This is a genomic window from Pseudomonas fluorescens (genome assembly GCF_900215245.1).
Classification (GTDB): domain Bacteria; phylum Pseudomonadota; class Gammaproteobacteria; order Pseudomonadales; family Pseudomonadaceae; genus Aquipseudomonas; species Aquipseudomonas fluorescens.
Genome location: NZ_LT907842.1, coordinates 5,807,404 through 5,829,932, shown reverse-complemented (window position 1 = coordinate 5,829,932; position 22,529 = coordinate 5,807,404). Strand labels below are relative to the sequence as shown.

At 61.6% G+C, this 22,529-nt stretch carries 20 protein-coding genes; 13 read left to right on the top strand and 7 right to left on the bottom strand.

All coding sequences use genetic code 11. The features are described 5' to 3' along the window. Nucleotides 1–518: 518 nt before the first annotated feature. Nucleotides 519–1,382: a universal stress protein gene (locus tag CPH89_RS26900; RefSeq protein WP_053255791.1), complete on the bottom strand. Its 864-nt coding sequence runs from the start codon at nucleotides 1,380–1,382 to the stop codon at nucleotides 519–521. A gap of 157 nt (nucleotides 1,383–1,539) precedes the next feature. On the opposite strand from CPH89_RS26900, the gene miaE reads away from it, so the two are divergent. Continuing rightward, a complete protein-coding gene (gene miaE, locus CPH89_RS26895; RefSeq protein WP_053255792.1) occupies nucleotides 1,540–2,142 on the top strand; it encodes a MiaE family protein in 603 nt (200 codons plus the stop codon). On the opposite strand, the gene CPH89_RS26890 is transcribed toward miaE, so the two are convergent. Continuing rightward, nucleotides 2,098–3,297, bottom strand: a complete 1,200-nt coding sequence (locus CPH89_RS26890) for an MFS transporter (protein ID WP_053255793.1) — start codon at nucleotides 3,295–3,297, stop codon at nucleotides 2,098–2,100. The two genes, miaE and CPH89_RS26890, sit on opposite strands and share 45 nt — an antisense overlap. A gap of 157 nt (nucleotides 3,298–3,454) precedes the next feature. Between CPH89_RS26890 and CPH89_RS26885 the strand changes: the two genes are divergently transcribed. Continuing rightward, nucleotides 3,455–4,162 (top strand): winged helix-turn-helix domain-containing protein, encoded by a 708-nt coding sequence (locus tag CPH89_RS26885; protein WP_053255794.1) that lies wholly within the window; start codon nucleotides 3,455–3,457, stop codon nucleotides 4,160–4,162. Beyond that, a complete protein-coding gene (locus CPH89_RS26880) occupies nucleotides 4,163–5,440 on the top strand; it encodes an ATP-binding protein (protein WP_053255795.1) in 1,278 nt (425 codons plus the stop codon). A 65-nt stretch (nucleotides 5,441–5,505) separates the two neighbouring features. Here CPH89_RS26880 and CPH89_RS26875 read toward each other — a convergent pair whose 3' ends face one another. From CPH89_RS26875 to CPH89_RS26860, 4 genes are all read right to left on the bottom strand, one after another. Continuing rightward, nucleotides 5,506–6,297, bottom strand: a complete 792-nt coding sequence (locus tag CPH89_RS26875) for a MipA/OmpV family protein (protein ID WP_053255796.1) — start codon at nucleotides 6,295–6,297, stop codon at nucleotides 5,506–5,508. A gap of 17 nt (nucleotides 6,298–6,314) precedes the next feature. Next, on the bottom strand, nucleotides 6,315–8,138 hold the full coding sequence (locus CPH89_RS26870) for a serine hydrolase domain-containing protein (protein ID WP_053255797.1): 1,824 nt from the start codon (nucleotides 8,136–8,138) through the stop codon (nucleotides 6,315–6,317). Nucleotides 8,139–8,232: 94 nt separating this feature from the next. Next, on the bottom strand, nucleotides 8,233–8,721 hold the full coding sequence (locus tag CPH89_RS26865) for a GFA family protein (protein ID WP_053255798.1): 489 nt from the start codon (nucleotides 8,719–8,721) through the stop codon (nucleotides 8,233–8,235). A 32-nt stretch (nucleotides 8,722–8,753) separates the two neighbouring features. Next, nucleotides 8,754–9,644, bottom strand: coding sequence for a LysR family transcriptional regulator (locus tag CPH89_RS26860; RefSeq protein WP_053255799.1), 891 nt, complete (start codon nucleotides 9,642–9,644; stop codon nucleotides 8,754–8,756). Between the two features lie 175 nt (nucleotides 9,645–9,819). Here CPH89_RS26860 and CPH89_RS26855 point away from each other — a divergent pair, with 175 nt between their 5' ends. The 8 genes from CPH89_RS26855 (at nucleotide 9,820) to dctM (ending at nucleotide 18,445) form a co-directional block, all read left to right on the top strand. Continuing rightward, nucleotides 9,820–10,638: an HTD2 family dehydratase gene (locus tag CPH89_RS26855; RefSeq protein ID WP_053256499.1), complete on the top strand. Its 819-nt coding sequence runs from the start codon at nucleotides 9,820–9,822 to the stop codon at nucleotides 10,636–10,638. Nucleotides 10,639–10,666: 28 nt separating this feature from the next. Further along, nucleotides 10,667–11,830 (top strand): acyl-CoA dehydrogenase family protein, encoded by a 1,164-nt coding sequence (locus tag CPH89_RS26850; RefSeq protein WP_053255800.1) that lies wholly within the window; start codon nucleotides 10,667–10,669, stop codon nucleotides 11,828–11,830. A gap of 10 nt (nucleotides 11,831–11,840) precedes the next feature. Then, on the top strand, nucleotides 11,841–13,190 hold the full coding sequence (locus tag CPH89_RS26845; protein ID WP_053255801.1) for an MmgE/PrpD family protein: 1,350 nt from the start codon (nucleotides 11,841–11,843) through the stop codon (nucleotides 13,188–13,190). 9 nt (nucleotides 13,191–13,199) lie between these two features. Then, nucleotides 13,200–14,393 carry a CaiB/BaiF CoA transferase family protein gene (locus CPH89_RS26840; RefSeq protein ID WP_053255802.1) on the top strand — a complete coding sequence of 398 codons (1,194 nt, stop codon included), beginning with the start codon at nucleotides 13,200–13,202 and terminating at the stop codon, nucleotides 14,391–14,393. 14 nt (nucleotides 14,394–14,407) lie between these two features. Then, on the top strand, nucleotides 14,408–15,223 hold the full coding sequence (locus tag CPH89_RS26835) for an HpcH/HpaI aldolase/citrate lyase family protein (protein ID WP_053255803.1): 816 nt from the start codon (nucleotides 14,408–14,410) through the stop codon (nucleotides 15,221–15,223). Nucleotides 15,224–15,373: 150 nt separating this feature from the next. Continuing rightward, on the top strand, nucleotides 15,374–16,357 hold the full coding sequence (locus tag CPH89_RS26830; protein ID WP_053255804.1) for a TRAP transporter substrate-binding protein: 984 nt from the start codon (nucleotides 15,374–15,376) through the stop codon (nucleotides 16,355–16,357). A 175-nt stretch (nucleotides 16,358–16,532) separates the two neighbouring features. Then, on the top strand, nucleotides 16,533–17,165 hold the full coding sequence (locus CPH89_RS26825) for a TRAP transporter small permease (RefSeq protein WP_053255805.1): 633 nt from the start codon (nucleotides 16,533–16,535) through the stop codon (nucleotides 17,163–17,165). Beyond that, nucleotides 17,165–18,445, top strand: a complete 1,281-nt coding sequence (dctM, locus tag CPH89_RS26820) for a C4-dicarboxylate TRAP transporter large permease protein DctM (RefSeq protein ID WP_053255806.1) — start codon at nucleotides 17,165–17,167, stop codon at nucleotides 18,443–18,445. The genes CPH89_RS26825 and dctM overlap by 1 nt, the downstream gene beginning before the upstream one ends. A 132-nt stretch (nucleotides 18,446–18,577) precedes the next feature. On the opposite strand, the gene ampC is transcribed toward dctM, so the two are convergent. Beyond that, nucleotides 18,578–19,720: a class C beta-lactamase gene (ampC, locus tag CPH89_RS26815; protein WP_053255807.1), complete on the bottom strand. Its 1,143-nt coding sequence runs from the start codon at nucleotides 19,718–19,720 to the stop codon at nucleotides 18,578–18,580. A gap of 132 nt (nucleotides 19,721–19,852) precedes the next feature. Between ampC and CPH89_RS26810 the strand changes: the two genes are divergently transcribed. Together CPH89_RS26810 and CPH89_RS26805 are read left to right on the top strand one after the other, a co-directional pair. Further along, on the top strand, nucleotides 19,853–20,764 hold the full coding sequence (locus tag CPH89_RS26810; RefSeq protein WP_053255808.1) for a LysR family transcriptional regulator: 912 nt from the start codon (nucleotides 19,853–19,855) through the stop codon (nucleotides 20,762–20,764). Nucleotides 20,765–21,021: 257 nt separating this feature from the next. Then, on the top strand, nucleotides 21,022–22,206 hold the full coding sequence (locus CPH89_RS26805; RefSeq protein ID WP_053255809.1) for a DUF2252 domain-containing protein: 1,185 nt from the start codon (nucleotides 21,022–21,024) through the stop codon (nucleotides 22,204–22,206). Nucleotides 22,207–22,529 lie beyond the last annotated feature (323 nt).

The window sequence follows — 22,529 nt, the reverse complement described above, 5'->3', positions numbered from 1 at the left end:
TGGGAGCGGGCTTGCTCGCGAATGCGGTGTGCCAGTCACCTACTCCATCAACTGACAGACCACTTCGCTTGTGCTTTTGATCTAACCACTCAGGTCGGCTGTCAGGCCGCCGTGCTTTGCTTTTGACTTTGATCTTGATCTTAGGCGCCCCGTTAACCACGCTGGCCGAACGCAGGCTTTGGAGCGTGGGTAACCCGGCAGGACGCCGGGTTAGCCGCGATGGGCCAAGGATGGCCCATGGCGGCGGCCCACGGTCCAAAGCCTGCGTGAGGGCACACCGAGCCTAGGCGAGGTGCCGAGTGGTGGGGCAAGAGCCCTTTGGTTACTTTGGGGCTTTTCCAAAGTGACCCGCCGTAAGGGCGGAACCCATTGCGGCCGTGACCCAAACAACGGATATGTACGCAGCGTGCCCCCCGACAACCACAGCACTCAACCCGTAAAAAAACACGTATATACCTATGGCTAACGCAGGCAAACCCGCCCCCCACACGGGCGCCTCATCGTTTTAAGGGGCTGTCTCAGGCTTTGTTAGCCAGCTCCTCCAGATGATCCATCAACTCCTGCGGCTTGAGCACCAGCACATCGCCTTCCACTGCATCCAGCACCACTTCCGCCGTATTGCCGATCAGCGCCCCGGAAATCCCGGTGCGCGCCACGGTGCCGATGATGGTCACCGCCGCCTGCAACGCATGTGCCGCATGGGGGATCAATACATCAGCCGGGCCTTCTTCGATATGCAGGTGCGCGTCATCCACGTCGAACTCGGCCTGGAACGCCTTGCACTGCTCGCGATAGCGCGCCTCGATGGTTTCCTTGAGCTGGAAAGTCGGGTCGGCCGCCGACAACATCGGCGACGGATGGGCGCTGATCACGTGCAATTGCGCCTTGGCCAGGCGTGCAATGTCGAAGCCGTGGTCGATGATGGTGTTGTGCAACGCCTGGTGCTCGCTATCGCTGTTGCCCACATCAATTGCCGCCAGCACGACTTTGTCGGCCCAGGGCGTTGACGTTTTCACCAGCAGCACCGGGCTAGGGCAGTAGCGCAGCAGTTTCCAGTCCGCCGGCGTCAGCAGGGCCTTTTTCAGCGGGCTGTCGGCGAAGTGTTGCTTGATCACCAGGCCACAGCCCTCGGCCTGCTGCACATCGATGATGGTTTCATGCAGGCTGTCATTCCAGGCTTGTTCGGTGGTCACGTTGTAGCCGTCTTCCTGCAAGCCGGACTTGAGCAGGCTCAGCATCGCCGAATGCTCGTGTTTTTTGTCGCAGACCAGCAAATGCAGGTGTGCGCCGGTGACCCCGGCGATCAACTTGGCGCGCTTGAGGGCCAGGCTTTCCGAATGCTCGGGCTCGATGACCACCAGGATGCTGCGGATGGCTTGCATGGACGGATCTCCAGAGACGCAAATAAAGGGGCCTGGGACAACTATAGTTGCTGCCCGCCAGACGTCATGTTGATGCACATCAACGCCTGCGGCTGGTGGTCTGCAGCGGGGTCGGTATAATCGGCGCCCTTTTGTGATCCTTTTGCCCGTGAGCCCGATGAACCTGCCCGAAATCCACGAATTCCTCGGCTGCCGCACCCCCGACGCCTGGGTCCAGGCCGCGTTGGCCGATCAGGAAACCCTGCTGATCGACCACAAGAACTGCGAATTCAAAGCCGCCAGCACCGCCCTGAGCCTGATCGCCAAGTACCACGCCCATGTTGACCTGATCAATATGATGTCGCGACTGGCCCGCGAAGAGCTGGTGCACCACGAACAAGTGATGCGCCTGATCAAAAAGCGCAAGATCGAGCTGCGCCAGCTGCACGCCGGCCGTTATGCCTCGGGTTTGCGCAAAGTGGTGCGCAGCCACGAGCCGGTCAAACTGGTGGATACGCTGGTGGTCGGGGCCTTTATCGAAGCGCGCAGTTGCGAGCGTTTCGAAACATTGGTGCCGCATTTGGACGACGAACTCGGCAAGTTCTATTTCGGATTGCTCAAAAGCGAGGCGCGGCACTTTCAGGGTTACTTGAAGCTGGCGTACCAGTACGGTGACGCCAAGGACATCGCTCAGGTGATCGAGCGGGTAAGGGCCGCCGAGCAGGCACTCATCGAATCACCCGACGTCGAGTTCCGCTTTCACAGTGGCGTGCCAGCCTGAGGCCACGGCCACGCCAATCAGTGCCGTGATGCCGGTTAACAGCAGGATCACCGTCTGCGTGCCCAACGGTGCGGCCAGCACGGCAATAGCCAGGCCCGCCAGCGGCTGGGCGAGGTTGTTCAACAATGTGATAACCCCCACCGTCTTGCCAAAGTCCTGTACCGGAATCACCCGCTGACGGGTGCTGCGCAGGTACACGTTGAACATCTTGTCGAAGCCGGTGATCAGCAGGAACCCGACGGTATAGGCCCAAACCCCGGGGCTGATGGCCGTGATCAACGCGCCCACGGCAATCATCGAGTACGACAGCCCGCCCAATACCTTCAACGGCAGTGTGGCGCGAGCCAGGTAAAACAGAATGGCGATCGTCACCACCGCGCCCGCCGCCTGCAGCAAGGCATAGGCATCCTTGCCGGCGGCAAACTGGCCGGTGACCATCGCCGCCGAAGTCGCCAGCGTCACCCCAATGATCAGGTTCACACCCACTGCCAGCGTGATGATGCGCTTCAATTCCACCAGGTTGCGGATATGCCCGAAGGCGATGCGCAGCGGGTGCAGCCAGATGTCCTGATGCTGCTCGAAGATTTCCAGGGTCACCGCACTCGTGCGCTGCCAAACCCGCATCGCCAGGTCGGCCAGCACAAACAGCCCGGCAACCCCCAGCACCACCCAGTGCCACGCCCAGACTTCGAGCATCAGCGCGGCCACCAATGGGCCGAGCACCAGGCCGCTCTGATCGGCAATTTGCGAATAGGAGAGGGTCTTGGTGTAGGTGTAGTGTTTGAAAATATGCGGCATCAGTACTTCCCGCGCCATGATGCCCTGGGTGGTCAGCACCCCGCACAGCGCCGACAGCATGACCAGCCAGTAAATGCCGTCGAACACCCCGTACAACGCCACCGCCACCCCACAGGCCAGCGCCCGGTAAACCTGGCTGATGTGCAGGATGCGCACCGGCGAGAACTTGTCGCACACGGCGCCGCACACCGGGAACGCCAGGTAACGCGGCAGTGACTCGACAAAGAACGCCAGCCCCGCCCAGGCAACACTCTGGGTAGTCTGGAACACGATCAATGGCACGATAAACAACAGAATCTGGTCGGCCAGCCGCGACAGGAACAGCGAAACAAAAAACGCCAGGTAATCCTTGCGCATACAACTCCCTGTGAATGGCGTTAAAGATTGCGGGGTATTTGTTAAAAACTCTTAAAAGCATGAAGCTTCGTCGGCCCGTAATGGCCGGTTGCTTCTGTTGGCCAGCTTGCCACCTATAATCCCCGCACTTCAATCCGCGCATCCACACTGAGAATTTATGGAAAACCTGGGTCTGGGCAAAGTCCTGCTCGTTGAGGACGATGAAAAGCTGGCAGGGCTGATCGCGCATTTCCTGTCACAACACGGTTTCGAGGTGCGCGTGGTGCACCGCGGCGATCAGGCCCTGGCGGCATTCCTCGACTTCAAGCCGAAAATCGTCGTGCTCGACCTCATGTTGCCCGGCCAGAGCGGCCTGCACGTGTGCCGCGAGATTCGTAATGTGTCCGACACACCCATCGTGATCCTGACCGCCAAGGAAGATGACCTCGACCATATTCTGGGCCTGGAGTCCGGGGCCGACGACTATGTGATCAAACCCATCAAGCCGCCGGTATTGCTGGCACGCTTGCGGGCCCTGCAACGCCGCCAGGTGCCCGAACCCACCGTGCGGGGTTCGTTGGCGTTTGGTCGATTGTCGATTGATCGCAGTTGCCGGGTGGTCAGCCTGGGCGATGAGACGATCGACCTCACCACCATGGAGTTCGAGTTGCTGTGGTTGTTGGCCAGCAGCGCGGGGAAAATCCTCTCCCGCGACGACATTCTCAACCGCATGCGCGGTATCGCGTTTGACGGCCTCAACCGCAGCGTCGACGTCTACATCAGCAAATTGCGCAACAAGCTCAACGACAACCCGCGCGAGCCGGTGTGCATCAAGACGATTTGGGGCAAGGGTTACCTGTTCAATCCGTTTGCGTGGGAGGTTTAGATGCTGCGCCTGTTTCTGCGCCTGTATGTGATTCTGGCGCTCGGTCTGGCCGGGGCAATCTGGTTGGTCAACTACACCTTCGACGAGTTATTGCCCGAGGCCAACGAGGTGTATAACCGCGAAGCCCTGCGCGGCCCGGCTTACGGCCTGGTCGAACAACTGCGGCCTCTGCAAGGGCCGGCCCGGGACGCTCGGCTGGCAGAACTGCAACCCCATTACGGGTTGCGCCTGAAGTTGGTGTCGCGCGATAGCCTGGCGCTGGACGAGCGCGAGCAAAAACTCTTGGCGGACGGCCAGTTGGTGGTGCGTGGCGACTTCATGGAGTTCCTGACCACGATCGATGACGGCCCGCAGTTGCTGGACATCAAGTTGCCCGAAGAACCCAAATGGCTATACATGTGGGCATACGGTTTTCTCGGGGTGTGCCTGGCCATCGTCCTGTATTTCTGGGTACGCCCGCACTGGCGCGACCTGGAGCATATTCGCCTGGCTGCGCAACGCTTCGGTGACAACGACCTGGCGTCGCGCATCCTGCTGCCGCGCCGCTCCACAGTGCGTGAGCTGGCCGGGCACTTCAACCAGATGGCCGAGCGCATCGAAAGCCTGATCGCCAACCAGCGCGAACTGACCAACGCTGTCTCCCACGAGCTGCGCACGCCGATTGCGCGCTTGTCCTTCGAACTCGACCAACTCAAGCAACAGGCCGACCCGCGCCAGAGCCGCGAGCTGATCGCCGACATGTATGCCGACCTGGGCGAACTGGAAGAAATGGTCTCCGAGCTGCTCACCTACGCCAGCCTCGAGCGCGGTGCCACCCAGGTCACCCGGGAAAATATCGAAGCCCACAGTTGGCTCGACAGCGTCATCGGCAGCGTGGCCCTGGAGGCGGAAGCGGCGGGGGTGCAGCTGACGTTGCGCACGTGCGAGGTCGACTTTATCCAGATCGAACCGCGCTTTATGGCCCGCGCGGTGATCAACCTGCTGCGCAACGCCATTCGTTATGCCGAGCGCCGTGTGGAAGTGTCGTTGGTCGCGTTCGGCAGCGGTTACGCGGTGCAGGTCAATGACGACGGCCCGGGTGTGCCGTTGGACGGTCGCGCCAAGATCTTCGAGCCCTTCCTGCGTCTGGACACCAGCCGCGACCGCCGCACGGGCGGGTTCGGCTTGGGCCTGGCGCTGGTCAAACGGGTCAGCCAGTGGCACGGCGGGCAGGTCGAAGTGCTCGATTCAGAGTGGGGCGGGGCGTCGTTTCGGATGACGTGGGCGTATGCCGAGTAAGGCTTGAGGTGAGCAGGCTGGGGGCGCCGGCTAGCCAGCGCCCCCAGGTTTATCGTGCTACCCGATCAGAACGTGTATTCCACAATGCCTATCAGCGACGTCTGCAAGCGTCGTTCCACAATCGGGCTTTTGCCCGCGGCATCGGCCAGGTACTGCACATCCAGCAAGGTCGAGAACTGGGTGTGCTCACTGATCGGCAGGCTCCACACCAGGTTCATGCCATTGCTGATATTGCCCGCACCGGCCTTGTAGGCCTTAAAGCGGCTTTGCGCCGCCTGGCCGGTGGTCACGCCATACCAGGTCTGCAGGTATTCACGGTCACCAAAGTGGCTGCTGAGGCCGGCATCGACGGAGCCGAAGCGGCCCTCATAAAGCGTGGTGCCCAGGTTCAGTTCCAGGTGGGTGTAAGCCTTGCCGGTGTCCTTGTGGGCATCTTCCTTGAGTGCGTGTTCCAGGGTCGCGCCGACTATCACGCCGCCCAGGTTGTAGGCCGCACTGACGCCCAATTGCGCGCGCGACTTGATCTCGCCCATGCCTATGAGGCGGTTGGAGCCGGCCTGCAAACGCTGGTTTTTATCCTTGCGCGAGGCACTGGGGCCGACATAGGCGCTGAAACTCAGGGCATTGCCTTCGTAACCCCAGCCCAAGCCCTTGCTGGTATCGAGGAAGATTCCCCAGGGGCTGACGATTTTGCCGCCCAGCACTGGCGCGGTCATGCGTTCGTCGCTGCCGCTGTAGCGTGGCGCGTTGGCCACGCCGGCCTTGAGGCTGTATTGCCAGTCTTCGGCAATCGCGGTGTCGGCGGCGGCGAGCAGGCACAGTGAGGTGAATGACAGGCACAGGTTTTTTGGGCGCATCAGGCGGTTCTTCCGTGTTAGAAACTCAAGAGGTTGTGGGGCGATTGCGTACGTTTGAAGGCGTAGCCCGAAGCGCTGAGGCCGTTGACCTGGCGGCTCACGGTGTCGCCCAGGCCATAGCCGTTGCCGGCCAGCACCGCGTGGGCGTTGTCGACGGGGAGCAGGATGTAATCGGTCAGCGGCTCGTTGTGCAATTGGCCGCGAATCACCAGGAAGCCTTCTTCGAGGCGCACGCTGATACCGCTCAACGGCGCGTCGGGCTCATGGGTGCTGAGCACCTGGTAGGTGCCGATGGTGTCAGCCCACGCCACTGGCAACGGCGGCGGTTCGATGCGTTCACCGATGGCAAGGCGCTGGCCGTGGCTACGGGCAGTGAGCATCTGGCGGCCTTGCACGGTGACCACGTCCAACTGCACGCGGCCCAGTTCGCCGAGGTCCTTGAGCCAGAAGCCGAGGACTTTTTTCTGCGCGCGCAGCCAGCCGTGCTCATCGCGCAACAATTCAAAGTCGAACCCGGCCAGCTCGCCAGCCAGCCGGTTATGGTCATCCTTGATTCGGAACACACCCCAGGCGGTGGCATAAAAGCCCGCCAGGCGCTTGCGGTCGATGGCGGCCGGCACGTGACGTAACTTGAGCCCATGCTCGGGTGCCTGGCAGTCGTCGGCGCAGATGGATTGGCCGGTTTGCGCCTGCAGCATCAGGCGCAGCGTTTCGGTGGCCATACGGGCGACCAGTTCTTCGGCGTTGCCGTCATTGGCCATGATGATCACCGCCAATTGCTGGTCCGGCAGCACGCTCAATTGCGCGGCAAAATCGTCGCCGCCGCCACTGTGCTGGTAGGTGCGCACACCGGGGCCGATCGGTTCATCGCCGCACGGTGCCAAAAACCAACCGAGGCCCATCTGGCAATCGAAATCCAGCGCATTGCCGGTGTTTTGCTGGGTGAACATCTCATCAATCGATGCACTGCCCACCACGCGCTGACCTTTATAGAGGCCTTGGGCGAACAGCATCTGCACGTAGTGGCTGAGGTCTTTGGGGCTTGCCCACAACCCCCCGGCAGCGAGGTCCCGCACGTGTGCATCGGTACTCGGTACACCGTCTTCGTAGCCCAGGGCGCGAAAGCTCAACTGCGTACCGGTGCCGACAAAACTCGACTGGTTCATCTCCAGTGGCTTGAGCAGGCTGCGTTGTAATTGGGCTTCGAAACTTTTACCGCTGCTGCGCTCAATCGCGGCGCCGACCAACGAGTAACCCAGGTTGGAATAGGCGACTTGCGAGCCTGGCGGGCTGCTCAGCCAAACGCCGGCCACGCGCATCGGCATCTGGCCCATGGCGAAGGTGCTGCGCAGGTCGCGCAGGTGTTCGCTGGGCAAGCCGGACTGGTGGCTGAGCAAGCGACGCAGGGTGATATCACGGTCGGCGGCCGCCGGGTCGCTGTGAAAGCGCGAGCGCACGTAGAACTCGCGCAGCGTCTGCTGGATCGGCGCATCCAGGGCCAGGCGCTGTTGCTCGACCAGTTGCAGCGCTGCCGTGGCGGTGAGTAGCTTGGCGATGCCGCCGGCGCGAAACGCCGTATTGGGTGTGACCGGCACCCCTTGGGCCTTGTCGGCCACACCGAAGCCTCGCGCCCAGATCAGCTCCTGGCCGTTGACCAGCGCAATTGACAGACCGGGTACATTTTCACGCGCCATGTCCTGGGGAATGCGGGTTTGCAGGTAACGAATGATCGCGCCGTAATCGCCTTTGGGAATCGGCGGCGGGGCAGGCGGTTGCACATGGCAACCGATACTGCCGAGCAGGCAACCCAAGAGCGGAATACCGCGCAACGTGCGAAACATGAAGAGCACCCGGATGGTGGTTTGGATGCTCGAATGCTAGGGCGCAGCCGGCCAACAATCTTTGAGAGCTTTGTCGGGAAACTGTCAAAGACTGTTAACGCGTCAACCCCAACCGCGTATGCCACTGGGCGATGGACTCTTCGGGGTATTCATCGAACTGCAAGTCGCCTTTGCGCACGCTGACTTCGACCCATGGGGCCTTGGAGCCAAGCATCAAATGCGTGTGTTGCGGCGGTACCGGCAACGGTGTGTCGATGGCGCAGGCGAAGGGGTGGATCAGTTCCGGCCACTCCGGGCTGAACAGCCACAACGCACTGCCGCATTGCGCGCAGAAATGCCGTTCGGCAGTACTGGCATGGGCGCGGCTGGCGCCATCCGGTTTGAGGCGGGCGTGGTAGATCGAAATGTGTTTGCGGCCCTGAACCTTCAGGCTTTGCGCATCCCCCGCGAGGTTGATCGCATAACCGCCGCCGCCCTGGGTCTTGCGGCAGATCGAGCAGTAGCAGCGTTGGTAGGGGTAGGGGTGCTGGCTGGTCAGGCTGAACGTGACAGCGCCGCAATGGCAGGATCCTTCAAGGTGCATGGGCGTCTCCTCGGGCAAGGTGACTGTTGAGCTTAGGCGCTTTGCGGCATCAACGTCGCAATCAACGCGCGAATGGTGCCGGGCAGTGCTTCCAGTTCACGCACCAGGATACTGCGCTCGCGAATGGCCCAGGGCTCATCCAGCTTCACCGTCACCAACTGCATGGTGCGGCTGTGCCGCACGGCGGCAGATTCGGGAATGATGCCGATGCCCACGCCGGCCTCGACCATCCGGCAGATCGCTTCGAAACTCGACACCTGGATACGCAGCGACAAGTGCTTGCCCACGCGCTCCACGTGTTCACGCAGAAAACTCAACAAGGTGCTGCCCTCGTGCAGGCCGATATGCTGGTACGCGAGGGTTTGCTCCAAGGTCACGCAGGGCTGGCTGGCCAGCGGGTGGCCCACGGGCACCATCAACACCAATTGATCCGTGCTGAAGTGCAACACTTGCAAGCCCGCCGCTTCCACCGGCCCGGCGATGATGCCCATGTCGCTGGTGCCATCGAGCACGCCGCGCACGATATCGCGGGACAGCCGCTCTTGCAGGTCGACGGTCACGCCCGGGCGCTGGGACAAAAAGCCCGCCAGCACTTCCGGCAGAAACTCGGTCACCGCCGTGGTGTTGGCGAAGATGCGGATATGCCCGGCGGAGTCCACGCCGTATTGGGTGAACTCGCTTTTCAGGTAATCCACCTGGCGCATGATCAGCCGCGCATGGTGCAGCAAGCGTTCGCCCGCCGGGGTGATTTCCACGCCACGGCTGTCGCGGTACAACAGGCGCGTATCCAACTGGCCTTCCAGCGCCTTGATCCGCGCGCTCGCGGCGGCCGGCGACAGAAACGCACGCTTGGCGCCCTGAGTCAGGCTGGGGGATTCGGCGATATGGATAAACAGGCGCAGGTCGGCGAGATCGAAGTGCATGGCGGCTCCGGTGTGTACACGAATCGCATCGCAATAAACACCCACCCTGAAGGTGCAGTGTTGTGAGTGGCGTTCAGCATAACCGAACGCTGGTTTATTGAAATGCAAATTCTCAGAACGGGCAGGCGCTTGCATGATCCGCAGCAGACACCCACTGCCCGAGGACCTGCACCCGATGAGCGCCACTGATTGGATCGGCCGAAGCGAAACCGCCCACGACCATTTAAGCCATAACCTGCTCAAGCGCATTGCCGCCACCTTCGGCGAGGCCGTGCCCGAAGACGGCGCGGACCTACCGCCGCTGTGGCAGTGGTGTTTTTTCCAGGACCCGCTGCCGGAATCGGCCTTGGGCACCGACGGCCACCCGGCCCGTGGCGGCTTTCTGCCTGCTGCCGATAACCGCAATCGGATGTGGGCCGGTGGGCGTATCGAGTTCCTGCATGCCTTGCGTGCCGGTGAGGCGGCGAGCCGCGTGTCGACCATTACCCACGTCGAAGAAAAAACCGGCCGCACCGGCTCGCTGCTGTTTGTCACGGTGCGTCATGACTATTCCCAGGACGGTCGCCTGGCCATTCGCGAAGAACAGGACATCGTCTACCGCGAGCCCACGCCACCCAAGCAGGGCAATGGCGAGGCACTCGCCCAAGGTGAATGGCAGGAGTCGATCAACCCCACGCCCACCCTGCTGTTTCGCTACAGCGCCGTGACCTTCAACGGCCACCGCATCCATTACGACTACCCCTACGTCACCGGCACCGAAGGCTACTCGGGGCTGGTGGTGCACGGCCCGCTGATCGCCACGCTGAGCCTGCGCGCGTTTTGCCGTGCGCATCCCGACGCGAGCGTGCGTCGCTTTGCCTATCGCGGCGTGCGCCCGCTGATCGCGCCACAGCCCTTTGCAGTCGGCGGGCGGGTTACCGAACCGGGCGTCGCCGCACTGTGGGCCGGTAACGCCGACGGCCTGGCGCAGACCGCTGAAATCCACTTCGAATAAGCCAAGAACACCAGGCGGAGAGCCGTGAATGAACCCCAATGACAACGAAGAACTCAATGCCATTCGCGACGGTGTACGCGCGTTGTGCGCCGAATTCGATGCCGCTTACTGGCGCAGGATCGACGATCAAAAAGGCTTCCCCGAAGCCTTCGTCAAAGCCCTGACCGACGCCGGCTGGCTGTCGGCAATGATCCCTGAAGCTTACGGCGGCTCCGGTCTGGGCCTGACGCAAGCGTCGGTGATTCTTGAAGAAGTGAACCGCTGCGGCGGCAACTCCGGCACCGTTCACGGCCAGATGTACAACATGTTCACCTTGCTGCGGCATGGCAGCGAAGCACAAAAAAGCTTCTATCTGCCCAAACTGGCCAGCGGTGAATTGCGCCTGCAGTCGATGGGCGTCACCGAGCCCACCACCGGCACCGACACCACCAAAATCAAGACCACCGCGATCAAACGCGGTGACAAGTACGTGATCAACGGCCAAAAGGTGTGGATCTCGCGGGTGCAGCATTCCGACCTGATGATCCTGCTGGCGCGCACCACGCCGTTGGCTGAGGTGAAGAAAAAGTCCGAAGGCATGTCGATCTTCCTCGTCGACCTGCGCGAGGCCATCGGCAACGGCCTGACCGTGCAGCCCATCGCCAATATGGTCAACCACGAAACCAACGAGCTGTTCTTCGACAACCTGGAGCTGCCACTCGATAGCCTGATCGGTGAGGAGGGCAAGGGCTTTAAATACATCCTCGACGGTCTGAATGCCGAACGCACGCTGATCGCTGCCGAGTGCATTGGCGACGGCCGTTGGTTTATCGAAAAGGCCAGTGCCTACGCCCGCGACCGGGTGGTGTTTGGCCGGCCGATCGGGCAGAACCAGGGCGTGCAGTTCCCGATTGCCGAAGCGCATATCGAAATCGAAGCGGCGGACCTGATGCGCTGGCGTGCCTGCGAGGAGTACGACAGCGGCAAGCCGGCCGGGGCGAGCGCCAACATGGCCAAATACCTGGCCGCCAAGGCGTCTTGGGAAGCGGCCAACGCCTGCCTGCAAACCCACGGCGGGTTTGGCTTTGCCTGCGAGTACGACGTGGAACGCAAATTTCGCGAGACGCGCCTGTACCAGGTGGCGCCGATCTCTACCAACTTGATCCTGTCCTACGTGGCCGAGCATTTGCTCGAACTGCCACGCAGCTTCTGAGGGACGGACCATGAGCCACACCCAAGCCCTGTGTCGATTCCTGGCCGAGTTGAGCTACGCGCAGTTGCCCGACAACGTCCTGGCGCGTGCCGAAGACCTGTATCTGGATTGGCTGGCGTCTGCCTTGGCGAGCAAGGGCGCGCACCCGATTACGTTGTTCGAACGCTATGCGCAAAAGATGGGGCCGAGCCGTGGCCCGGCCCAGGTCATCGTCAGCGGTGGCAGCAGCAGCGCGTATTTCGCCGCCCTGGTGAACGCGGCGGCGTCGCACCTGGTGGAGCAGGACGACCTGCACAACAGCTCCGTGCTGCACCCGGCGACCGTGGTGTTTCCGGCCGCGTTAGCCGCCGCGCAAGACCTCGGAAAATCCGGCCGCGCGTTGCTCCTGGCCTCGGTGGCCGGTTATGAAGCGGGGATTCGCATCGGTGAATTCATGGGGCGTTCCCACTATCGAATCTTCCACACCACGGCCACCGTCGGCACGTTGGCCGCGGCTGTCGCCGTGGGCAAGTTACTGGATTTCAACCAAGAGCAATTCATTAACCTGCTGGGCACTGCCGGCACCCAGGCCGCCGGGCTGTGGGAGTTCCTGCGCGACGCCGCCGACTCCAAACAATTGCACACCGCCAAAGCGGCGGCGGATGGCTTGCTCGCGGCCTACCTCACGGCGGACGGGCTGACCGGCGCGCGCAATATCCTTGAAGGCGACCAGGGCCTGGCGGCGGGCATGTCCAGTGACGCCACGCCTGCCAAGTTGTCAGCCGAGCTCGGCAGCCGTTGGGCGCTGCTGGAAACCTCGTTCAAGTTCCACGCCTCGTGCCGCCACACCCATCCGGCCGCCGACGCGCTGTTGGAGGTGATGCAGCGCAACGGGCTGCGCGCCGAACAGATCGCCCATGTGCAAACCCGTGTCCATCAAGGCGCCATCGACGTGCTGGGGCGTGTGAACGTGCCGACCAGCGTGCACCAGGCCAAATTCTCCATGGGCACCGTGCTCGGCCTGCTCGCAGTGCATGGCAAGGCCGGGTTGACCGAGTTCCATGAATGCGCACTGAGCGACCCGGCTGTTTGGGCCTTTCGCGACAAGGTCAGCATGACCCTTGACCCCGAGGTCGACCGCGCCTACCCGCAACGCTGGCTGGGCCGCGTGACTGTCACCACGGTCGACGGCCGCACGCTGCACGGCGCCATCGACGAGCCCAAAGGTGACCCGGGCAACACGCTGAGCCGTGTGGAACTGGCGGATAAGTTCCGGCGCCTCACCCAATTCAGCGGCGCGCGCACACCGGCCGAAGCTGACGCACTGATTGAAAAGGTCTGGAACCTGCGCCACGCAGCGTCCCTGGCCGACTGGCTTTGAGGACTCTTCATGACTAATCAACGACCGCTGGACGGCATCACCGTTGTCAGCCTGGAACACGCGATTGCGGCGCCATTTTGCACCCGCCAGTTGGCGGACCTGGGCGCCCGTGTGATCAAGATCGAACGCCCCGGGGCCGGTGACTTTGCCCGTGGTTACGACGAGCGCGTACGCGGCCTGGCCTCGCATTTCGTGTGGACTAACCGTTCCAAGGAAAGCCTGACCCTGGACCTCAAGCAGGGCGAGGCGGGCGATATTCTCGAAACCCTGCTGGCCGACGCCGATGTGCTGGTGCAGAACCTCGCGCCCGGTGCGGCAGCGCGCATGGGCCTGTCGTTCGAGGCGCTGCAGGAGCGGTTTCCACGCCTGATTGTCTGCGACATTTCCGGTTATGGCGAAGGTGGGCCTTACGAGAAAAAGAAGGCCTATGACTTGCTGATCCAGAGCGAGGGCGGGTTTCTGTCGGTCACCGGCGGCCCGGGCGACGACCAGATGGCCAAGGCCGGTTGCTCCATCGCCGATATCTCCGCCGGCATGTACGCCTACAGCGGCATCCTTTCTGCGTTGTTGCTGCGCGGTAAAACCGGCAAGGGCAGCCGCATTGACGTGAGCATGCTGGAAAGTCTGGTGGAGTGGATGGGCTACCCTATGTATTACGCGTTCGACGGCGCGCCTCAGCCGCCGCGTGCCGGGGCGGCGCATTCGACGATCTACCCTTACGGGCCGTTTCCCACCGGCGACGGCGGCACGGTGATGCTCGGGTTGCAGAATGAGCGCGAATGGGCGGCGTTTTGCGACAAGGTGCTGCTCACCCCATCGCTGGCGACTGACGAGCGCTTCAGCGCCAACTTCAAGCGTTCGGCCAACCGCGACGCGCTGCGCCAGATTATCCATGACAGCTTTGCGCAGCTGGACGTCGAGGCGGTGATCCAGCGCCTGGAAGATGCGCAGATCGCCAGCGCACGGGTTAACGACATGCAAGGCGTGTGGGACCACCCGCAACTCAAGGCGCGTGACAGCTGGCGTGAAGTCGCCAGCCCGGCCGGTCCACTCCCGTCATTACTGCCGCCGGCGCGTAATGCCGCCTTCACGCCACGCATGGATGCAGTGCCGGCGCTGGGTCAGCACAGCCAGGCCATCCTCGCTCAGCTCGGTTATTCGGATGACGCCATCGACCGTCTGCGTACCCGCGGCGTTATTTAATAAGGAATTCAGTGATGCCAAAGCCTGTCGTTCGTTCCGCCTTGTTTGTCCCCGGCAGCCGCCCGGAGCGGTTTGCCAAAGCGTTGGCCAGTGGCGCTGATGCGGTGATTGTGGATTTTGAAGACGCCGTGGAAGAACCGCTCAAGCGTCAGGCACGGGATAACCTCGGGGTGTTTTTGCAACAGCATCCAGAGGCCCAGGTGTGGGTGCGCATTAATGCGCCGGAACATGCCGAGCATTTCGCCGATGTGGCGTTCTGCAAAGCCCATGCAAATGTGGCGGGCGTGCTGCTGCCGAAGGTAGAGAGTGCCGCCCAAGTGGCGGTGGTGGCGGCCGCCGGCAAAGTCATCTGGCCCATTATCGAAAGTGCCCGGGGTTTGCTGGCCGTGGCCGAAATCGCCCAGGCGCCGCACGTTGAGCGTCTGTCATTTGGCGGCCTGGACTTGGCCCTCGACCTGAACCTGAGCAGCCATTCTCCGGCCGCGCAATTCGCCCTCGACCAGGCCCGCTTGACGTTGATCGTGCATTCGCGCGCGGCCGGGTTGGTCGCGCCGCTGGACGGTGTGCACCCGGCCATCGACGACCCTGAAGGTTTGCGTCGCGCGATTCGGCATGCCTATGAAATGGGCTTTGCCGGCGCGCTGTGCATTCATCCCAGGCAGGTTGCACTGATCCATGCAGCCTTGGCACCGAGCGCCGAAGACCTGGCCTGGGCCAAGCGCGTGGTGGACGCCGGTGCGCACGGGGCAGGGGCCTATCAGATTGATGGGCAGATGGTGGATGCCCCGGTGCTGCTGCGCGCGCAAAGGTTGCTGGCGGCCCAGCTCTAACTGAAGAGACCGGCGGCCACAGTGGCGCTTCATTGTGCTGTGCATTGGCGTTCGGCCAGGCCGAACGCAGGTATCTAAAATTCGAAATTCACTACACGCGTTACATCAGGCACCTTGCCTTGCAATACAACAATAAAAAGGTGATTCCCCATGCTCAAGCTTTCTCGGGCGCTGCTCTGCGCCGCCACTGTGTTTGTCGCGGGCCTGGCCCAGGCGGCGGACCCGATTGTGATCAAGTTCGCCCACGTGGTCGCCGAAAACACCCCCAAAGGCCAGGGCGCGCTGCTGTTCAAGAAGCTCGCCGAAGAACGCCTGCCGGGCCGCGTCAAGGTCGAGGTGTACCCGAACTCGTCGCTGTTCGGGGATGGCAAGGAGATGGAAGCACTGTTGCTGGGGGATGTGCAGATGCTGGCGCCGTCCCTGGCCAAGTTCGAGCAATACACCAAGCAAGTGCAGATCTACGACCTGCCGTTCCTGTTCAACAACCTGGCCGCCGTCGACCGTTTCCAGGCCGCCCAGGGCAAAGCCTTGCTGACCTCGATGCAGGACAAAAACATCCTCGGCCTGGCCTATTGGCACAACGGCCTCAAGCAACTGTCGTCGAACAAGGCCCTGCGTGAGCCCAAGGACGCCCGTGGCCTGAAGTTCCGCGTGCAGGCCTCCAGCGTGCTCGAAGAGCAGTTCAAGGCGATCCGCGCCAACCCGCGCAAGATGAGTTTCGCCGAGGTCTACCAGGGCCTGCAGACGGGCACCGTCAACGGCACCGAGAACACCTGGTCGAACTATGAAAGCCAGAAGGTCAACGAGGTGCAGAAGTTTTTCACCGAGTCCAACCATGGCCTGATCGACTACATGGTGATTACCAACGCCAAGTTCTGGAACGGCCTGCCACCGGATATCCGCACCACCCTCGAGCAGATCATGCTGGAGGTCACGGTCGAGGTGAACAAACAGGCCGAAGCGCTGAACCAGTCGGCCAAGCAAAAAATCATCGACGCCAAGACCAGCGAAATCATCGAACTGACCCCCGAGCAACGCCAGCTGTGGCGCGAAGCCATGCGCCCGGTGTGGCAGAAGTTCGAAGGCGAGATCGGGGCTGACCTGATCAAGGCGGCGGACGCTTCCAACCTGTAATTCCGGGCCGTACCGCGTTCTCATGTGAGCGCGGGCTTGCTCGCGAATGCAGTCTGTCAGTGGATGACACTGGCGACTGACACGCCGCATTCGCGCGCAAGCCCGCGCCCAGATGTTGATCCGGTGATCACCCCGAGCCTTGCACCTACCTATCTCTGCTTCGCGAGGTTTTGCCATGCAAACGCTAAGGCGCGTCTGGGAGCACCTGGAGGAAGGCTTTATTGCCTTCCTGCTGGCCGCCATGACCCTGGTGACATTCGTCTACGTCATGCTCAACAACATCTACACACTGTTCTTCTCCCTGGCTGACAAGTGGGCCGTCAGCAGCCCGTTCTTCAATGCCCTTGGTGACCACACCATGACCTGGGCCCAGGACATGACCTGGAGCGTAGCGCTGACCAAGGCCATGTTCGGCTGGCTGATTTTCTTCGGCATTTCCTACGGCGTGCGCACCGCCGGCCACCTGGGTGTTGATGCACTGGTCAAACTGACCAAGCGCCCGGTGCAACGCCTGCTTGGCATGCTCGCGTGCCTGTGCTGCCTGGCCTACGCCGGGCTGTTCATGGTCGCCAGCTACAAGTGGGTGAGTGCGGTGATGACGGCCGATATCGGCGCCGAAGACCTCGACCAGTACGGCGTGAACGTTGGCGATATCGTGATCATCGTGCCCATCGGGTTTGCCTTGGTGTTTATCCGCTACCTGGAAATTTTCTATCGCCTGTTCACCCACCGCCAGGTCGGGTTGGGGTTGGCCGACGAGGCCGGTGAGGCCAGCAAGTTGGCCGGCAGCCATGAGGAGCGTCACTGATGGCCGTGCTCTGTTTGTTCCTGCTGTTGTTCGTGTTCATGTTTCTCGGCGTGCCGATTGCGATTTCCCTGGGCTTGTCCGGCGCCGTGTCGATCCTGATGTTCAGCCAGGACTCGGTGAGTTCGCTGGCGATCAAGTTGTTTGAAACCTCGGACGCCTACACCTTCCTGGCCATTCCGTTCTTCCTGCTCTCCGGGGCGTTCATGACCACCGGTGGTGTGGCGCAACGCCTGATTGATTTCGCCAACGCCTGTGTTGGCCATATCCGTGGCGGCCTGGCGATTGCCGCAGTGCTGGCGTGCATGCTGTTTGCGGCGTTGTCCGGCTCGTCGCCCGCCACTGTGGCGGCGGTGGGGTCAATCGCTGTGGCGGGCATGGTGCGCTCGGGTTATCCCAAGGAGTTCGGCGCCGGGATCATCTGTAACGCCGGCACGCTGGGCATCCTGATTCCGCCGTCAATCGTGATGGTGGTGTACTCGGCAGCCACCGAAACCTCGGTCGGCAAGCTGTTTATGGCCGGGGTCATTCCGGGGTTGCTGTTGGGCTTGATGCTGATGGTCGCGATCTACATCGTTGCGCGCATCAAAAAGCTCCCGGCACAGCCACGCGCGACGTTCCGTGAGTGGTTGAGCTGTGCGCGTCGCGCCTTCTGGGGCTTGCTGTTGCTGGTGATCATCCTCGGCGGCATCTACAGCGGCATGTTCACCCCAACCGAAGCGGCGGCGGTGGCGGCGGTGTACTCGGCGTTTGTCGCCTTGTTCATCTACAAGGACATGAAACTGCGCGACTGCCCGAAGGTGCTGCTGGAGTCTGGCCGGCTGGCGATCATGCTGATGTTCATCATTGCCAACGCCATGCTCTTTGCACATGTGTTGACCACCGAGCAAATCCCGCAGGAAATTACCGCCTGGGTCATTTCTGAAGGGCTGACACCGATTGGCTTCCTGATCATGGTCAACGTCGTGCTGCTGGTGGCGGGCAGCTTTATGGAACCGTCGGCCATCGTGCTGATCCTGGCGCCGATCTTCTTCCCGATTGCGATGAAGCTGGGTATTGACCCGATTCACCTGGGCATTGTGATGGTGGTCAATATGGAAATCGGCCTGGTGCACCCGCCGGTGGGGTTGAACCTGTTCGTGACCTCGGCGGTGACCGGGCTGACACTGGGGCAGACCATTCGGGCTGCGATGCCGTGGCTGATGATCTTGCTGGTGTTCCTGATCATGGTCACCTATTTGCCGTTTATCTCGCTGGCATTGCCGCACTGGCTGGGGATGTAGCACTCATTAACGCAGCAATACCCTGTGGGAGCCGGGCTTGCCCGCGATGAGGGCGTGTCAGCCAATGAATTCGGCGACTGACACTCCGCTATCGCGAGCAAGCCCGCTCCCACATTTGGTTTTTGCCAGGCGTTAGTGGTCCAGCGCGCTCAAGATCGTATAGGCCAACTTGACCCGCTCAGCATTCGGGTAATTCTTGTTCGCCAGAATCACCACGCCCATATCCTTGCTCGGCACGTACACCACGTACGCTCCAAAACCACCGGTTGAGCCGGTTTTGTTGTACAGCACGTTGGCCGGTTGCGGCTGTGCGGGCGTCAGCCAATTGACCTTGTGCGGTTCCATCGCCATGGGCGTGGAATTGCCGTCCAGCAACGCGTTCAGTTTGATCGGGTAGGGGTAGCGTTCCCAACCCAGGCCCTGGGTCATGCCGTTCACGGTGTAGTAACCGGCGTGAGTGGCCGCGATGGCTTGTTGCAGCGGCTTTTCCAGGGTTTGCGGGTGCATGTTCAGCATGACGTAGTGAGCCAGGTCCTGGGCGCTGGTCTTGATGCCATAGGCTTCGCTGTCGAGTGCGCCGGGGCCCACGCGCACAGGCTTCTGGAGCTTGTCATAGCCTTGGGCGTACTGGCCGGATTTGTCGGCGGGCACGCTGACGTGGGTGTTGCTCAGGCCCAGCTTGGGCAGCAGGGTTTTCTCCATGGCGACGTTGTACGGCTGGCCAAGGCTTTGCGCCGACAGATAGCCGAACAACCCGATGCTCGGGTTGGAATACAGGCGTTGTGCGCCCGGCGCGTAAGTCGGTTGCCAATGCTGGAAGTAGCCGAGCATGTTCTCGGCGCTGTCGGCAGCGTCGGGAAACTGCAGGGGCAAGCCGCCTGGCGTGTAGGTCGCCAGTTGCAACAGGCTGATCTGGTCGAATGCGCTGCCGGCCAGCGCGGGCAAGTGCTGGCTGGCCTTGTCGGAGAGCTTGAGCTTGCCGGTCGCCTGGGCATAACCGCCGAGGGTGGCGGTGAAGGTTTTGCTCACCGAGCCGATTTCAAACAGGGTGTCCTCGGTCACCGGCTGTTGTGTGTCCTTGTTCGCGACGCCGTAGTTAAAGTATTGCGCCTTGCCCTTGTTGACCACGGCGATGGACAGGCCGGGAATGCCTTGCTGCTGCATCAACGGTGCCACACGGGTGTCGATGACCTGGCGCATGTCGGCGTCTGCCATGCAGGTGCCGGAGCCGAGCAATAAGGCCGATATCAGCATTTTTTGTACAGTGTGGTTCATGGTGCTTCGCTTCCCTATAAATGATGCTCTGACGATCAAGGCCTGCGCAGGCGCCGCAAATCTAAGTGGATTTTGCCCCTTCGACAAACGATGATATCTCGCACCTGCCATTAGAAAAATTTGGGGTAAGCCATGCTGCGTTCGCATTTGCCGCTCAATGCCCTGCGTGCATTCGAGGCGTCGGCCCGTCACTTGAGCTTTACCCGGGCCGCCATTGAACTGTGCGTGACCCAGGCGGCGGTGAGCCATCAGGTCAAAAGCCTGGAAGCGCAACTGAACGTCACCTTGTTCAAACGCCTGCCACGCGGCCTGATGCTGACCAGTGAGGGCGAAACCCTGCTGCCGGTGTTACGCGAGACCTTCGACCGTATTGCACATACCCTGGGCCAGTTCGAGGGCGGGCATTACCGCGAAGTACTCACCGTGGGCGCGGTCGGCACCTTTGCCGTCGGCTGGTTGCTGCCGCGCCTGCCGGAGTTCCAGAGCCGCTACCCGTTTATCGACCTGCGCCTGTCGACCCACAACAACCGCGTCGACGTCGCCGCCGAAGGCCTCGATTACGCGATCCGTTTCGGCGCGGGCGCCTGGCACGGCACCGAGGCGTGCCAATTATTGGCAGCGCCGTTGACGGTGTTGTGCGTGCCGGCACTCGCCGAGCAATTACACACACCTGCCGATGTGCTCAAACATACCGTGCTGCGCTCCTACCGCGCCGATGAGTGGAACCTGTGGTTCCAGGCAGCCGGGCTGCCTGCCGACACCCTGATACCGCGCAATATCGTATTCGACTCCTCGCTGGCGATGATGGAAGCCGCATTGCAGGGCATCGGCGTGGCGCTGGCGCCGGCGATGATGTTCTCGCGCCAACTGGCGACGGATGTGATTCGTCAACCTTTCGACGTGGGCATTACCACCGGCAGTTATTGGCTGACGCGCTTGCAATCGCGCGCGGAGACCTCGGCAATGCTCGCGTTCAAAGGCTGGTTGCGCGAAACGGTGGCCGTGCAAGTACCCGACAGGGCCGGTCGCAGGGCACCTTTCTGAAACTGGCCTGCACTCGGCAACGCGCGCGCTCAACCCCTGACACCTACCACAAGCCATCTGCACAGCCTCGTCGCTACGAGTGTCTGATCATGGTGATGGCTGCTGGATAAGCAAGTCGGTGTGTTCCGAATCTATTGTAGGTTTTGGTGATGGCGGCCCTGTTGTTAATTAGAGGACCCAACTGACTATTTTTGAAACATTATGAAACATTCGTGGTGAGGCCAGGCTCTATCGTTTCTCCTGTACTGAGTTAATCCATGAAAACCCCGCGTCCCTCTGACCGCATTCCCCACCTCACGCAATTGCGCAACTTGAAGATGGCGCGTTCCGCCCACGCCTACGTGCGAGGCAGCACGGTGCAATTTTACGAGTGGCTGCACAGTCTCCCTGGCCGCCGTTTGCCCCACGGCCCGGCGATCTGGATTTGTGGTGATTGCCACGCGGGCAACTTGGGCCCTACCGGCGACAACAAGGGCCGTATTGACATGCACATACGCGACCTTGACCAGACCGTGATCGGCAACCCGGCCCACGACCTGGTACGTCTGGCCTTATCCCTGGCCACCGCCGCGCGGGGCTCGGACCTACCGGGGGTGACGACCGCGCGCATGCTCGAAGAAATGATGGTCGGCTACGAGCAAGCCTTTAAAGACAAACCCGATGCAGTGCCGCCGCGCCCGTCCCAGGTCAAGGCCGGCATGCGCAGTGCAGTGGAGCGCACCTGGAAAAACCTCGCGCGTGAGCGTATCGAAAATGTGCGTCCGACCATCCCGTTGGGCAAGCATTTCTGGTCATTGTCCCGGGCGGAAAAGAGCGCGTTGGAAACCGTCTGTGCTTCGGACGAAATCCACCAGTTGGTGAGCTCGCTCAAGGGCCGCCCCAAAGACGCCAAGGTTGAGCTGCTGGACTCGGCTTATTGGGTCAAGGGTTGCAGTTCCTTGGGTTTGAAGCGCTATGCGGCGCTGCTGGGCGTTGGTGACAAGGATGATCAGGAATATTGCCTGATCGACATCAAGGAAGCCGTCGGCGCTGCTGCACCTCGCGCAGCGCGGGCGAAAATGCCGCGTGACAATGGCCGGCGTGTGGTGGAAGGCGCACGCCAACTGTCACCCGGCCTGGGTGAGCGCATGGTGGCGACGCGGTTTCTCGACCACGGTTTTTTCATCCGTGAATTGCTGCCCCAGGACATGAAGCTGGAGTTGGATGCACTGAGCGAGACCGACGCCATGCACGCCGCCGGATACCTGGCCCGCGTCGTCGGCATCGCCCACGCCCGGCAGATGGACCGGGAAACGCGCAAGGACTGGATGGCGGCATTGCAGGAAAACCGCTCTAAACAACTGGATGCACCGTCGTGGTTATGGACCAGTGTGGTGCAGTTGGTGGGCAGCCACGAGCAGGGTTATCTCAACCATTGTCGGCGCTATGCGTTGGAGCACTAACCACGCTACGACGTCGCACTGGAACACATTGGGGTGTTCCAGTGGGTGCCCCTCTGCACTTGAAGGCAAGGCGCCGCAACCGCGCAGTGGGAGAGCAGTTTGTTGCGGGTTGTGTTTTTTACGATTTTTCGCGCGAATCCTAGGCAACGTCCTATTTGAATTTTTATTACTTTGTGACTGTCAAGTCGATGTGCTTTGCCGTTGGTCTGAAACGTTAATGAGCATTCAAGGTGTTAAACCAATAAAGTGCTTTTAAATCAATAAGATAGTAGTGATTCTAACGTGAATATCACGTTTGTCGGAATCTTGGCATCTCCTAAGTT